Origin of the sequence: Novosphingobium sp. KN65.2 (genome assembly GCF_001368935.1) — a bacterium.
In the GTDB taxonomy this organism is placed as follows: Bacteria; Pseudomonadota; Alphaproteobacteria; order Sphingomonadales; family Sphingomonadaceae; genus Novosphingobium; species Novosphingobium mathurense.
This window is the reverse complement of record NZ_CCBH010000046.1, coordinates 15,729-29,222: the sequence shown is the minus strand read 5'-3', so window position 1 is coordinate 29,222 and position 13,494 is coordinate 15,729. Positions and strand designations below refer to the sequence as shown.

Here is a 13,494-nt window from a genome sequence, read left to right as displayed (position 1 = left end):
AGGGCCATCCGTTCCTTCCACCAGAGACCCCCGAGGCAAGGTTCACGCCGAAGGGAAGGACAGCAAAGGAAGGAGCAAGATCATGAAGAAGCTCACACTGGGAACTGCAATTGCCACTCTCGCAATCGTCGCCCTGCCAGGCGCTGCCAATGCGCAGCTGCTTGGCGGTGGCGGTCTTGGCGGCGGCCTCGGCGGCTCGATCGGCGGCACCCTTGGCGGAAGCGTCGGTTCGGTCGGCGGCACTGTTGGCGGTGCCGGCAGCGCCATGGGCGACATCGGGGTTTCGCGCGCCGGTCGGGCCGTGACCTCGACCGTCAACGGCTCGGGCGAGGCGTCGGCCACCAAGTCGGTCACGGCTCCCGACGTTTCCGCGCCGGACGCTTCCGCGCTGACCGGCAAGGTCACCAATGCCGCCGGCAATGCCCGCGACCGTGCCACCGGCCTCGCCGGAACGGCACACGATAGTGTCGGCAACGCGGTCGGCAGTGCCAAGGGTGCGCTCGGCTCAGCCAGCGGCAGCGCCATGGGTTCGGCCAGCGGTGCGGCTTCGGGCTCTGCCGGTACCTCGGGTGCGGGCGGCTCGGCTTCCGGTTCGGCGAACTCGGCCCTGACCGGCGCTGCGGACCTGCCCGTCGGCTCGGCGCCGTCGGCTTCGCAGTTGACCGATACCGCCGGCAACGCGGTCGGCGCCGTCCGCGATCGCGCCTCTGCACTGGGTTCGAAGGTCCGTGACGCTGCCGGTCATGCCGCCAGCACGGCTGCGAACACCCAGGCAAGCGGTAACGGCAGCGGTTCGGCCAATGCCTCGGCCGGAAATGCCAACGCCAGCGCTTCGGGTTCGGGCAGCGGCTCGGCCTCGAAGCAGGGCGGCGGCGGTTCGGCCAGCGTGGGCGTGAACGTCAGCACCAATGACGGCGCCTGATCCGAAACGGGCCTGAAACCCGTCCCCCCCGCTCTTTCAGGTCCCGCGACCCAGTGTCCTGACGGTCAATCAGACCGCGGGGCGCTGGGTCGCCCGATTCTGCAAGGTGGCCGCTACCGCTTCTGGAGATAGACGAGGATCGGGTAGTTCGGCACCGCGACGGCGATGTTGTGTCCGCCCCGAACCTTGAGCTTCGCGGTGGCATCTTCCAGCGGATCGAAAGCCACGGCCTTGATCTTCCCGTTGTCGAACCATGAGACCAGTTCGACCTGTTTCATGGGCGTCTGGGCCGGACCCGCGTAGTTCCGGTCCCATCGCCAGAACGGGGAACGGCTCCACAGCGCGACGATCAGGCTGCCATCCTCGCGCTGGAGCGGGAGGATGCCGATCGATCCGTCTGCCGTCTTCAGCCTGGCACCGATCGGGCCTTCGACCTTGTCGGAGCGGGTCCTGGCCAGAAACGAAGTCAGGCTATGCAGCGCTTTCGCCGCGGCCTTGGGCCGATGTTCGAAAGTGAAGAGGCCGAAGTGGAATTCCGGCTCGGTTCCCTTGGGATCGCGTTTCTCGTCCAGCAATTCATAGACGTAGCTGCGCCCGATGCCGCTCTCCGCACCCTCGAAGTAGGCGGTGAGGACCAGCTTGGCCTGGGCGACTTCGTCGATGCCGAGCTGCGTGTAATTGGCCCAGTACGGCTTGCCCTCGGGCCAGCCTTCGGGAAGCGTGAAGTTGCCGAATTCGGTATTGGCGCGTTGGGCCCTTGCCGCAGAGCCGGTGAACTTGGCGAAGGCCTCGCGAAGGGCGGGCCCCGGCTGCTGCGCATTGTTGCTGTAGGCATGGACGTTCGCCCAGTCCGCCATTCCCGACAGGTCCGAAACGGCTTCCCCGCCCGTGAAGTAGAGGACCGGAAGATGCGCAAGGCCGGCATGTGCCTTGACCTTGGCATAGAGATCGCGCTGCGCGGCCCGCCCCGCCTCGTCTTTGTGGAGGCCGCGATAGCTGACGGGCCAGTTGTTGATCTCGTTGAAGCCCTCGATACTGACGACCGAGCCGGGGACTTGCGCCATCAGCCTTGCCGCGAAATCGACGTTCCGGTCCATCTGGTCCGCCGTTGCGATCAGGTTGAAGCGCAGGCCCTCGGAGGCGAGCCGGGCATAGTCGGAGAGCGGCACGGTGTCGCCGCCGTCATGGGTGCGCACGTGGACCAGTCCCAGATAGCGCATGTCGTCGCGAACCCGGTCGAGCCGGGCATAGGCGCCGTCGGTGAAGTTGAGGTGGACGTTGACACCCATGGAGTCGACGAATTGCGCTTCCGGAATTGCCCCTTCCGTCACGTCCGCCTGCTTGTGGCTTGCGCCTTCAAGCGCCGGACCGTGGCAGGCAATCATCGCCACCAGTGACAGGATCGTGTATCCGAACGGTCTCATCGCAATGTCGCCGACAGGAGAGGAATGCCAGCGCCTGAAGGCCAGGCGGGCCGCTCCCTGCAGTTTGCATGCTGCATCGGCGACTGCAAGGAGAGCTGCCGCGCAAGAGTATAGAACGACGCGTGATGAACTACTCTTCCGGGTTAAATGCCAATGGACGATACCGGCACCCGCGCATGACCGACTATTGTCAGGGCTTAGGGGAAGTCTCGCGAAGTCACGTCGAAATCCCGAAACGGTCGTCGTGAAGCGATTGGGAAAAGGCATTTGCGGGGAACGATGCGCGAAGCTCTCAAGTCCATTCTCGGTCCGGTATTGAAGCGGGCGACCAGCAAGTACGTCGCGGGCGAAGCCCTTGAGGATGCCGCCGACCTGGCCTTGCGTGCCGGCCGGCAGAACCTTCGCTGCACCTTGTGTTACTGGAACGACGGAACCGAAGATCCCGAAATCGTCGTGCGCGAATATTCGCGGATCCTCTCGCTGATCGGCGAGGGCCGCATCGACGGTGCCCTTGCCGCAAAGCTGCCCGCGCTCAAGGAGCGGGAGGACCTGGTCGAGCAGGTCGTTGCCTTGGCCCGCAAGGTCGATGCGCCGGTCATCTTCGATGCCCACGCGCCGCCGCAGACCGACGATACGCTCAAGACCCTGGAACGCTATCCGCGCGAGGGTGTCGGCCTTGCCATTCCCGGTCGCTGGAAGCGCAGTCTGCGCGATGCCGACCGTGCCATCGAGCTGGGCGTGCGCGTGCGGGTGGTCAAGGGCGAGTGGGTAGATCCGGACCACCCCCATATCGATTTGCGAGAAGGGTACCTCGGCATCATCAGGCGCCTTGCCGGGAAGGCCGCTTTCGTGGGGGTCGCCACGCACGACGCACCGCTGGCGCGCGAGGCCATGCGCATCCTTGCCGAAGCGGGAACGCCATTCGAACAGGAATTCGTCTATCCGCTGCCGATCGAGGCCGCCCTGCGCGAAGGCGCGTCTTATGGGGCCGGCGCGCGGCTCTACATTCCCTATGGCGAGGCCTGGCTTCCCTATTCGCTCAAGCGGGCGATCAAGAGCCCGAAGACGCTGTACTGGCTGGGTCGTGACCTGATCGGCGGCAGGAACTTCGTGCTGCCGTCGCTGGACCCGGCGCAGATGCCCGCAGCGCCGGTCGCGAACTGACGGCTCAAAGGTCGTGGGCAAGCAAATCCGAACAATCCGAACGGATTAGCGCTGCTGCCCGTTTCCCGCGCGCGACCCATTGTAGCTACCGCCGAATAGGGCATGGGAAGCGCGGCGGCAGCGACTTATCGTTTCGACATCAGGCGCTGTCGGGGTGGGCCCCGGTTGCCTTTCGACGCGCCCCCACACGCAGCCGGTTCATGAGGATGCAAGCACTGCGCATTGCGATCGTACTGCCAACGCCCGATCGGCCCGCCGGATGGTGTACGCGTCTGGTGGAGCAGATCGAGGCCGAACCGCGGTTGGACCTGCGCGCCTTCATCGCATGCCCTTCACACATGCAGCCATCCTCGGGCAACGCCCTGGTCCGCACATGGTATGCGTTCGAACGCAAGGTCGTGGGCAAGCTGCAGGCTGCGGACTCTCTCGATCGGGCCAACCGGCGCGGCAACTGCCCGACCCTTGCCAGTGACGATCACCTGGCGATCGTGGGGATGGACCTTGACGTGATCGTCGATCTGTCCGGGCAGGCCGCCGGCATCTTTCCGGCGGAAGTTGCGCGGTTGGGTATCTGGCACCCCGACTTCCTGCGCCGTCCAGCCGGTAGCACGGCCATCGCCGCAATCGTCGCGCGCGATCCCGTCATAGCGATATCGCTCCTGTGTGGGGCTGCGGACAGGGGCGAAGAGACCACGATCGCGACGGCGCGGCTCAACACCAAGTTCGTGGCTTCGCGCAACGAGGACTTCATGCTCGAAAAGGCGGTGCCGCTGATCGTCAACGCCCTGAAGCGGGCACAGGCATCGCAAGCGGTCGAACTGCCTGCCTTGCCCCGGTCCGTAGAGCCGCACCAGCCGGGAGGAGCTGGCCTTTGTACCTATCTGGCTCGTCTTGTCGGCGATGGAGCGGCCAAAGTGGTTGAGAAGGTCGGCGAGAAACTGGGCGCGCGCCCGGGCATGTTCTTTCTCAAGTCCCATGCCGGGGCATGGTCCGAGTTCGATCCCGCAAGGGCGACAGCGCATGTCTCGGCCAAGAATAGCTATTTCGCCGATCCCTTCCTGTGGGAGCGGGCAGGGGCAATGTACTGCTTCTTCGAGGAGTTCGACTACCGCACCGGCCGCGGGCACATCAGCGTAGGGCGCTTCGAAGACGGGCAGCTTGCCGATATCCGGGTCGCGTTGCGCCGGGACTATCACCTGTCGTTTCCCCACCTCTTCGAGCATGAAGGGGAGCTCTACATGATGCCCGAATGCTGCGAGGTTCGGCGGCTGGAAGTCTGGAAGTGCCGCGAGTTTCCGTATGACTGGGCACTGCATGCCACCGCGTTGGAGGGTGTCGTCGCCGCGGATTCGACGTTGAACCTGATCGACGGGACCTGGTGGCTGTTCACCAATATCTCCGATGACGCCTTTCTCGACATGAACACCCAGTTGCACATCTTCAGGACCGATGGGCCCGATCTTGCGCGGTTGGAGCCCCACGCCCTCAACCCCGTCGTTGTCGACGCGCGTGAGGCGCGCAACGCCGGGCGTATCCTGAAACTCGACGGCAGGCTCTATCGCCCCGCACAGGACAATTCGCATGGCACTTACGGCTACGGCGTGCGGCTGATGGAGATCGCGCACCTGTCTCTCGACGATTACCGGGAGGAATTGGCCTTCTCGATCGAGCCGGATTTCGAACCCGGCATCACGGGCTGCCACCATTTGGACGTTCGGGCCGGGCGTGTGGTGATGGATGTTCGCAAGCGAGTGGGCGGCTTTGCGGGCCGTGCAACTGGACGCAAGGCGCCAGGGTCCGCGCCGGCCATGGCGCCTTTGGCTACCGGTCTGCGCTCGGTCCGGACCCGGCATCTCAAGGGGAGCGAGTGACCCGATGACTTCGATCGACCAAATTGTCGTCATCAACGACTTTGCTTCCGCATCGCGCGGGGGAGCCACCGTGATCGCGCTGCAGGCGGTCAGGCTCTATCGCCGGCTGGGGTATCCGGTCACCTATATCTGCGGTGATGCGCCGACGACCCGGTTGGACGACATGGGCGTGACGCAAGTTACGCTCGGCTCGGATGCGCTGCTCGAGTTGCCGGCGCGCCGTGCGCTGATGCAGGGGCTGCACAATCCCGCAGCCGAGAGTCTCGTCGCCGACTGGATCCGCGACAACGACACGCGCGGCACGGTCTACCATCTGCACAACTGGTCGCAGATCCTATCGCCCTCGATCTTCCGGGCACTGCGCGAGGTCGAGGACCGGTTGATCGTGACCTGTCACGACTTCTTCAACATCTGTCCGAACGGCGGTTTTTCGCATTTCCCGAGCGCGACGCCATGTCAGCACCGCTCGCTTTCGGCGCGATGCCTGGTGAGCCAGTGCGACCGGATCAGCACCGCGCGCAAGTATTGGCGCGCATTGCGGCACATGCGGTTGAACAGTGTCGCGCGCTTTGCGGAAAATCGCGCGACATTCACTTTCCTGCACGACCGGATGCTGGAAAAGTTCGCGAACAGCGGATTTCGGGCCAAAAACCTCGTTGCGATACCCAACCCCGTGGAAGCGTGGACCGACGAACGGGTTGAGGCGGAGCGCAACGAGGGTTTCCTCTTCGTCGGCCGGCTGGGGCACGACAAGGGCGCCGACCTCGCGATCAAGGCGGCGGGCGCGGCCGGGCAGAAGATCACCCTGATCGGCAGCGGCAAGCTGGGAACGCTGGAGGCGCGCAAGAACAGGGATGCGCGCGTCATCGGCTGGCAGGATCGGGAAGGCATCGCGGAGATTGCCAGGCATTGCCGCGCGATCATCGTTCCGAGCCGGGTGACCGAACCCTTCGGGCTCGTCATTCTCGAAGCTGCAATGAGCGGGCTCCCGGTCATTCTTGCTTCGCATGCCTACCTTGCCGACGATGCGGTTCGGCTGGGCTTCGCCAAGACGTTCAACATCGATCGTTTCGACCAGTTGGCGAGCCTGATGGGCCAGTTGGCGGCCGACGACGATCAGGTCGGGCAGATGAGCCGGGCCGGCTTCGCCGGTGGCCATGCACTTTGCCACACGCCGGACACCTGGATCGGCACATTCATCGATATCTTCGAGGATAAGCTGCACAGTTCCGGACGCGCGCGCGAGCCGGCATTGCGGCGGTCCTATGCCTGAACGCGCGGTTCGCGGCGAGCCGTCCTCAAGCGTCCGGAACGCTGTTTCCGGGCCCGCCCTGCAATCGTCTGTCGACCTGAGGATTGCTATAAAAACCAATATAATTCAATGATATCCTGATCTCTTTGCCCCTTTGGGCTAGGGTTCTGCTCCTTCGGTCTAACCACAGTGCGTGATTCCTGCCTCAGACCGAACATGCCAATATGATTCGTGAATTGGATGCGATTTTCGATCCCCAAGTTCAACTTTGGCTGCGGGCATCGTCTCCGTTTTATCTTATTCCAGTTTGGTGAAAGCATGACCGATAGCGCCGAAAAAGTCACATTATCTCTGCCAGTATTTAATGGCTCTGACTACATAGCGGACGCTATAGAATCTATTCTCGGTCAGACGCTCACCGATTTCAGGCTGTACGTTACAGACAACGCCTCCCAAGACGACACGCCTGAGATCGTCTCGTCCTATGCCCGCAAGGACAGTCGCATCGTTCTGGTGAGGAATAAGGAAAACATCGGTGCTGCCGCCAACTACAACCTGGGTTTCACCTATCGGGCCGGGAAGTACTTCAAGTGGTGCGCGCACGATGACCGCCTGAGCCCCAACTATCTCGAAGCCTGCGTGGATGCGCTCGAAGCGCGCCCTGACGTCGGGTTGGCTTACGGCAGAACCCTGCAGATCAGCCCCAAGGACGAGATCTTCGAGATACCCGAGTACGAAACGCCCTCGATCGACAATGACGATCCGGCACTGCGCTTCAGGCAGACGATTGCCCTGTCGAAGACCTGCTTCCCGATCTTCGGCGTGTTCCGGCCCGAGCTGCTGGAGCGCTCGATGCTACATCGTTCCTACTACGGTTCGGACCGCGCGCTGCTGGCCGAAATGGCGATCCTCGGCAAGTTCCTGCTGGTCGAGGACGCGGTATTCTACAACCGCGAACACGAAGAGCGCTCGATCAACATCGACGACAAGCTGCAGCGCAGCTTCTGGCAGACCGGACGCAAGAGCCGCAGTGCCGCTGCAGAGCACATCCAGCTGGCGTCCCATCTGTTCCGCATCGCATCGCGGCACGGCGATGTCGTTGCGCCCTACCGGCTTTGGGCGGGGCTGATCCGCCGGAGCCTGACGCCGGTGGAACTCGGGCGCTATTCGCTCGAACTGGCGGGCATGATCTCGCCGAAGACGGCCGCGTTCCTCAAGCGCAATTTTGCCGGGCAGATCGGTCCCCGCCAGCTCAAACAGGTGGTGTTCAAATGACTATGCATGATTTCTCCAAGGTGAGAGTGGGCATCCTGGCCGGCGGCCTGGGTTCGCGTCTGTCGGAAGAAACCGAAACCCGGCCCAAGCCGATGGTCGAAATCGGCGGCATGCCGATGCTCTGGCACATCATGATGATCTACAGCCACTACGGCTTCAACGACTTCAGCGTCGCGCTGGGCTACAAGGGCGAGTTCATCAAGCGCTGGTTCCACGAGCATTTCTCGGTTTCCGGTTCGGTCTCACTGAGCACGCGGACCGGCGAACTGGTGCGCCATTCGCCCGATTGCGCGCCCAACTGGAACGTCGACCTCGTCGAGACGGGGATGAAGGCCGGTACCGGCGGACGCATCAAGAAGCTGGCGCCCTGGCTGGGCGACAACACGATGATGGTCACCTGGGGCGACGGCGTGGCCGACATCGACATTCCCAAGCTGCTGGCGTTCCACAAGTCGCACGGCAAGCTGGCCACGCTCACCGCGGTTCGCCCGCCGGCGCGCTATGGCCACCTCGAATTCGACGGCGACAGGATCACCTGCTTTGCCGAGAAGCCGCAACTTGGCGAAGGCTGGATCAACGGCGCGTTCTTCGTGCTGGAACCGGGCGTGATGGACTACATCGACGGCGAGGAGGAGATGTTCGAGCAGAGCCCGCTCTCCCGCCTGGCGCAGGACGGCCAGCTCATGGCCTACCGCCATACCTCGTTCTGGCAGTGCATGGATACCATGCGCGAGAAGCAGATTCTCAACGATTACTGGATGTCGGGCCAGGCGCCCTGGAAACTCTGGAGGGATACCGTTCATGAAAGTCCTGCTGACTGGGCATCTGGGGTACATCGGGACAGTGCTGGCACCCCGCTTGTTAGAGCGAGCGCATGAGGTAGTCGGTCTCGACAGCGATCTTTTTGCCGAATGCACCTTTGCCGGTGCGATTGCGGACATTGCCTCGATCGGGCAGGACGTTCGCAGCTTCGTTCTTGAACCCGATGCGATAGACCGCCTGCGTGGCTTCGATGCGGTCATCCACCTCGCCGGACTTTCGAACGATCCGCTGGGCGACTATCGCCCCGGACTGACGCAGGAAATCAACACCGGGGCATCGGTCGACCTCGCCCGGCTTGCCAAGGCCGCCGGGATCCCGCGCTTCGTCTATGCCTCGTCCTGCTCCAACTACGGAGCCTCGGACGACAACTTCATCACCGAGGACGGTGCGCTCAATCCGGTGACGCCCTACGGGGTATCGAAAGTGGAGTCCGAGAAGGGCATCGTCGCGCTGGCGGACGAAACCTTCAGCCCCACGTTCCTGCGCGCTTCGACGGCCTATGGCCTCTCGCCCAGACTGCGTTTCGACCTCGTGGTCAACAACCTGACCGCATGGGCGACGACGACCGGCGACGTCCACCTCAAGAGCGACGGATCGCCCTGGCGGCCCATCGTTCATGTCGAGGATATCGCGCTCGCCTACATCGCCTCGGTCGAAGCCCCCCGCGAAGACGTCCACTGCGAGGTCTTCAACGTCGGGCAGACCAGCGAGAACTACCAGATCCGCGAGATCGCCGAGATCGTGCGCGACATCGTACCCGGATCGAAGATCGCCTTCGCCGACGATGCCAGCCCGGACCTGCGCAATTACCGCGTGGACTGCAATTACATCGCCCGGCGCCTCCATGCCTTCAAGCCGCAATGGACCTGCCGGCGCGGCGTCGAGCAACTGTTTGCGGCCTTTACGTCCAGCGGGTTGACCGTCGAGCAGTTCGAAGGGCCGCGCTTCAAGCGCATCGCCCATATCCAGCAGCGCATCCGCGAGGGATCGCTGAACGAAGACCTGTTCCCGGTCCGACAGTTTGCCGTAGCCTGAGGGGGACTACATGAACCAGATTCTCCTGCATCAACCCGGCGTTGCATCGCAGACCGAAACCGCCTGCCGCTGCTGCGGCGGCCAGTCGCTCCATCCGTTCCTCGACCTCGGTTTCACGCCGCTGGCCGACCGGCTGATCCGGCCCGAGGATGGCGATACGCCCGAGCTGACGTTCCCGCTGGTGGTTGCGTTCTGCCCGGACTGCGCGCTGGTGCAGATCCTGGAGACGGTCGCGCCCGAAATCCTCTTCGCGGACGCTTATCCCTACTACTCCTCGTTCTCGCCGGCGCTGCTGGAGCATTCGCGCGCCAACGTCCTGCAACGGCTTGCCGAGCGGGAACTTGGTCCTTCGAGCCTCGTCGTGGAGCTGGCCAGCAACGATGGCTACCTGCTCAAGAACTACGTCGAGCATGGCGTGCCGGTCTGCGGCATCGACCCGGCCGACGGTCCTGCCGCCGCCGCCCGCAAGGTGGGCGTACCCACGCTATGCGATTTCTTCACCGAAGAATTCGCCAGCAAGTTCGTGGGCGAGCATGGCAGGGCGGACATCGTCCATGCCAACAACGTGCTGGCCCACGTGGCCGACACCAACGGCTTCGTCGCCGGCATCCGTAACCTGCTCAAGCCCGATGGCGTGGCCGTGATCGAAATGCCGTACCTCCTGCGGCTGATCGAGCATGTGGAGTTCGACACGATTTACCACGAGCACCTCTGCTACTTCTCGGTCACGGCGCTGGACAACCTGTTCCGGCGGCACGGGCTGTTCCTTAACCGGGTCGAGGAACTGGAGATCCACGGCGGCTCGCTGCGCATCTTCGTCGAGCCCTTCGAGGCCACTGGCGAGAGCGTCGAGACGCTCATGGCGCATGAAAAGGCCATTGGTCTCGATACGCTGGACTTCTTCGCGGAGTTCTCGGCGCGGGTCGATACGCTCAAGGAAAAGCTGCTTGCCCTCATCTATACGCTGAAGAGCGAAGGGCACTCGATCGCGGCCTACGGTGCGGCGGCCAAGGGCGCGACGATGCTGAACTACTGCGGTCTCAATACCCGGCAACTGGATTTCGTTGTGGACCGCAACGTCAACAAACAGGGCATGCTGATGCCCGGCGCCCACCTGCCGATCCTGCCGCCCGAGGAACTTGTCGCCCGCAAGCCCGACTTCGTGCTGATGCTGGCCTGGAACTTCGCGGACGAAATCCTCGCCCAGCAGCAGGAATACCGCGATGCCGGCGGCCGCTTCATCATCCCCGTACCCGAACCGAGGATTGTCGAATGAACCTGGTCGATCCTGCCCTTTCCGCGCAGACGCAAGGCGCGTTGGCGCACGGCGGCGCGCCGGTCGCCTGTCCCAGTTGCGGGGCGGCTCGGACGCAGCTGTTCTACAAGGTGGAGAATGTCCCGACCAACTCCTGCATCCTCTTTGCGACGCGGGAGGAAGCCCTTGGCTGCCTTCGCGGCGAAGTCGCGCTGCATTTCTGCAGTGACTGCGGGTTCATATTCAACGCGAGCTTCGACCAGTTCCTCACCGAATACTCGGGCCGCTACGAAGAGACGCAAGGGTTCTCGCCCACGTTCTCGCGCTTCCACCGCAACCTTGCCGCGGAACTGATCGAGCGCCATGGCTTGCGCGGGCGCGAGGTCATGGAGATCGGCTGCGGCAAGGGCGAATTCCTCGTCCTGCTCTCGCAACTGGGCGAAAATACCGGCGTCGGCGTCGATCCCGGTGCGCTTCCGGAACGGCTCGAAGGCGTCGAAGGCGCAGAGCGGGTGACCCTGATCCCGGAATATTTCCGGCCCGATCACTGCGCCAGCGAGCCGGACTTCCTGTGCTGCAAGATGACCCTTGAGCACATTCCGGATACGGCCAGCTTCATCTCGACGATCCGCGCCGGACTGACGGAGGACAAAGGCACCGTTGTCTTCTTCCAGGTGCCCGAGACCTACCGCATCCTGCAGCATTGCGCGTTCGAGGACATCTATCACGAGCATTGCTCGTATTTCACCGAGACTTCGCTGCGCCGTCTGTTCGAGGATTGCGATTTCGCGGTTTCGCGCACGGCGATCGAATACGACGACCAGTACCTGACGATCGAGGCCACGGCTTCGGGCAAGCAGGAAAGCGATGACGGCTCATCGCTGGCCGAACTGGCGCAGCTCGTGGCCAGTTTCCCCGAGCGGGTGGCGGCACACAAGGCGCACTGGCGCGATACGGTCAAGGCTGCCGCGGCTCAAGGCAAGTCGGTCGTGCTGTGGGGCTCGGGCTCCAAGGCGGTGTCGTTCCTGACCTCGCTCGATCTCGACGAGGAAGTGACCTGCGTCACGGACATCAATCCCAACCGTCACGGCCACTTCATGCCCGGCACCGGCCATCCCATCGTCGCGCCGGAGGAACTGGCCGAGATCAAGCCGGGCCTGATCGTGATCATGAACAGGATCTACAAGGACGAAATCGAGGACTACGTCAGCAGCCTCGGCATTTCCTGCGAGGTGACCTTCCTCTGATATCTGTATTCGAGGCGTGATATGACGCGCTTCCGGTTCAAGTTGTGGAACGTGATATTATGAAGACTTCAATTACAACGGCTTCCGATCGCGGGTACTTGCCTGCGGCATGTTGCCAATTGAAGTCTGTCGTGGACCACCTGCCGCCCGGAAGCCAGGTCGATCTCAACCTCGTATGCTGTGACGTCGACGAGGCGGAGCTTGAAGCCGCCCGCAAGTTTTTTGCGGCGAGGCAGATGACGGTGCGGATCTTTGCCTCGAAAGAAGTCGAAGAGGCGATCCGACCGATCAATACCCGCTGGCCGCGCGCGGCCTATCTGCGCCTCTATTTCGACAGGATCTTCGGTCCGGAGGTCGAGCGGCTGATCTATTTCGATGCCGACACGCGGATCATGACTTCGCTCGCTCCGCTGCTTTCGCTCGACCTGAAGGGCAAGATCGCAGGGGCGGTGCACGACTTCGTCTATTACCTGACCGGCAATATCCGGCGACGCCGCAAGGACCTGTTTCTTGCCGAGGATGCCCCTTACCTGCAGTCCGGCGTCATGGTCTTCGACTGGCCGCGCGTGTTGTCCGAAGGGGTTCTGGACCGTGCGCGCCAGTTTCTGGTCGACCATCCCGAAAGCTGTCAGGAAGCGCCGGATCAGGATGCGCTCAACGTGGCTCTGGAAGACAAGTGGCTGCCGCTCGATCCGCGCTGGAACCTGCATGAAACCTATCTCGAGTTCGGCGGGGCGCTGAAGCCGAAACTGGAACACTACACGTCGACCAAGCCATGGTCGAAGCGGCGTCCGCCGCGTTGGCGGGATGCGGCGGATTGGTACCGCAGCGAGCTGGCCGATACGGTCTGGGCCGGTTTCATCCCCGAGCAGTCGGCCATCGACCGGCTCAACGCGCGGCTGGACCTCTTCAAGTTCCGATACAATCCGAAGATCCGCGATGCGCTGGCCGCGCACGCGCCTTTCGTTCTCGATGCCATGCATGTTGCGCGAGAACGCAACGACGAGGAGGAACTGCCGTGGGCACCGCGCAACGGCAAGGACGTGGAGGACATGGCCATGGCACTGCTGGCCGAGGCGAAGGGCGAACGCGCGGAGATCCGTCCGCCCGAAGCGGTACTCGACGGCTATGGCAGTGGTTCGCCGATCGGCCTGAGCGGCTTCCACACCCGGGCCAAGGCGCCGAGATCGTCCGGCGCGGCCTATTCGCGCTGATCGGGCCTGACGG

General features: G+C 63.4%; 11 protein-coding genes. 10 read left to right on the top strand and 1 reads right to left on the bottom strand.

What is annotated here, in order from left to right:
• The first annotated feature begins 82 nt into the window (after positions 1 to 82).
• Positions 83 to 922, top strand: coding sequence for a hypothetical protein (locus SPHV1_RS01560; protein WP_054944390.1), 840 nt, complete (start codon positions 83 to 85; stop codon positions 920 to 922).
• Between the two features lie 113 nt (positions 923 to 1,035).
• Here SPHV1_RS01560 and SPHV1_RS01555 read toward each other — a convergent pair whose 3' ends face one another.
• Positions 1,036 to 2,346, bottom strand: coding sequence for a hypothetical protein (locus SPHV1_RS01555; RefSeq protein ID WP_054944361.1), 1,311 nt, complete (start codon positions 2,344 to 2,346; stop codon positions 1,036 to 1,038).
• 279 nt (positions 2,347 to 2,625) lie between these two features.
• On the opposite strand from SPHV1_RS01555, the gene SPHV1_RS01550 reads away from it, so the two are divergent.
• The 9 genes from SPHV1_RS01550 (at position 2,626) to SPHV1_RS01510 (ending at position 13,481) form a co-directional block, all read left to right on the top strand.
• Complete coding sequence (locus SPHV1_RS01550) at positions 2,626 to 3,510, top strand: proline dehydrogenase (protein WP_054944360.1); 885 nt, start codon at positions 2,626 to 2,628, stop codon at positions 3,508 to 3,510.
• A 200-nt stretch (positions 3,511 to 3,710) separates the two neighbouring features.
• A complete protein-coding gene (locus SPHV1_RS01545; protein ID WP_231634385.1) occupies positions 3,711 to 5,381 on the top strand; it encodes a hypothetical protein in 1,671 nt (556 codons plus the stop codon).
• A gap of 4 nt (positions 5,382 to 5,385) precedes the next feature.
• Positions 5,386 to 6,654 (top strand): glycosyltransferase family 4 protein, encoded by a 1,269-nt coding sequence (locus SPHV1_RS01540; RefSeq protein WP_054944358.1) that lies wholly within the window; start codon positions 5,386 to 5,388, stop codon positions 6,652 to 6,654.
• Positions 6,655 to 6,873: 219 nt separating this feature from the next.
• The gene (locus SPHV1_RS01535; RefSeq protein WP_369817853.1) at positions 6,874 to 7,908 is read left to right on the top strand and encodes a glycosyltransferase family 2 protein; all 1,035 of its coding nucleotides are present in this window, start codon (positions 6,874 to 6,876) and stop codon (positions 7,906 to 7,908) included.
• Positions 7,905 to 8,786, top strand: coding sequence for a glucose-1-phosphate cytidylyltransferase (gene rfbF, locus SPHV1_RS01530; protein WP_342743664.1), 882 nt, complete (start codon positions 7,905 to 7,907; stop codon positions 8,784 to 8,786). Before SPHV1_RS01535 ends, rfbF begins: the two co-directional genes overlap by 4 nt.
• The gene (locus tag SPHV1_RS01525) at positions 8,710 to 9,765 is read left to right on the top strand and encodes an NAD(P)-dependent oxidoreductase (RefSeq protein WP_054944357.1); all 1,056 of its coding nucleotides are present in this window, start codon (positions 8,710 to 8,712) and stop codon (positions 9,763 to 9,765) included. Before rfbF ends, SPHV1_RS01525 begins: the two co-directional genes overlap by 77 nt.
• 10 nt (positions 9,766 to 9,775) lie before the next feature.
• Positions 9,776 to 11,041, top strand: a complete 1,266-nt coding sequence (locus SPHV1_RS01520) for a class I SAM-dependent methyltransferase (RefSeq protein WP_054944356.1) — start codon at positions 9,776 to 9,778, stop codon at positions 11,039 to 11,041.
• A complete protein-coding gene (locus SPHV1_RS01515; RefSeq protein ID WP_054944355.1) occupies positions 11,038 to 12,267 on the top strand; it encodes a class I SAM-dependent methyltransferase in 1,230 nt (409 codons plus the stop codon). The genes SPHV1_RS01520 and SPHV1_RS01515 overlap by 4 nt, the downstream gene beginning before the upstream one ends.
• 59 nt (positions 12,268 to 12,326) lie before the next feature.
• On the top strand, positions 12,327 to 13,481 hold the full coding sequence (locus SPHV1_RS01510; RefSeq protein ID WP_054944354.1) for a glycosyltransferase family 8 protein: 1,155 nt from the start codon (positions 12,327 to 12,329) through the stop codon (positions 13,479 to 13,481).
• Positions 13,482 to 13,494 lie beyond the last annotated feature (13 nt).

Excerpts from the sequence above, each read along its gene's own strand:
- SPHV1_RS01560 (WP_054944390.1), top strand. The coding sequence starts at position 83 with ATGAAGAAGCTCACACTGGGAACTGCAATTGCCACTCTCGCAATCGTC.
- SPHV1_RS01545 (WP_231634385.1), top strand. The coding sequence starts at position 3,711 with ATGAGGATGCAAGCACTGCGCATTGCGATCGTACTGCCAACGCCCGAT.
- SPHV1_RS01520 (WP_054944356.1), top strand. The coding sequence starts at position 9,776 with ATGAACCAGATTCTCCTGCATCAACCCGGCGTTGCATCGCAGACCGAA.
- SPHV1_RS01535 (WP_369817853.1), top strand. The coding sequence starts at position 6,874 with ATGCGATTTTCGATCCCCAAGTTCAACTTTGGCTGCGGGCATCGTCTC.
- SPHV1_RS01525 (WP_054944357.1), top strand. The coding sequence starts at position 8,710 with ATGAAAGTCCTGCTGACTGGGCATCTGGGGTACATCGGGACAGTGCTG.
- SPHV1_RS01550 (WP_054944360.1), top strand. The coding sequence starts at position 2,626 with ATGCGCGAAGCTCTCAAGTCCATTCTCGGTCCGGTATTGAAGCGGGCG.
- SPHV1_RS01555 (WP_054944361.1), bottom strand. The coding sequence starts at position 2,346 with ATGAGACCGTTCGGATACACGATCCTGTCACTGGTGGCGATGATTGCC.
- SPHV1_RS01540 (WP_054944358.1), top strand. The coding sequence starts at position 5,386 with ATGACTTCGATCGACCAAATTGTCGTCATCAACGACTTTGCTTCCGCA.
- SPHV1_RS01510 (WP_054944354.1), top strand. The coding sequence starts at position 12,327 with ATGAAGACTTCAATTACAACGGCTTCCGATCGCGGGTACTTGCCTGCG.
- SPHV1_RS01515 (WP_054944355.1), top strand. The coding sequence starts at position 11,038 with ATGAACCTGGTCGATCCTGCCCTTTCCGCGCAGACGCAAGGCGCGTTG.
- rfbF (WP_342743664.1), top strand. The coding sequence starts at position 7,905 with ATGACTATGCATGATTTCTCCAAGGTGAGAGTGGGCATCCTGGCCGGC.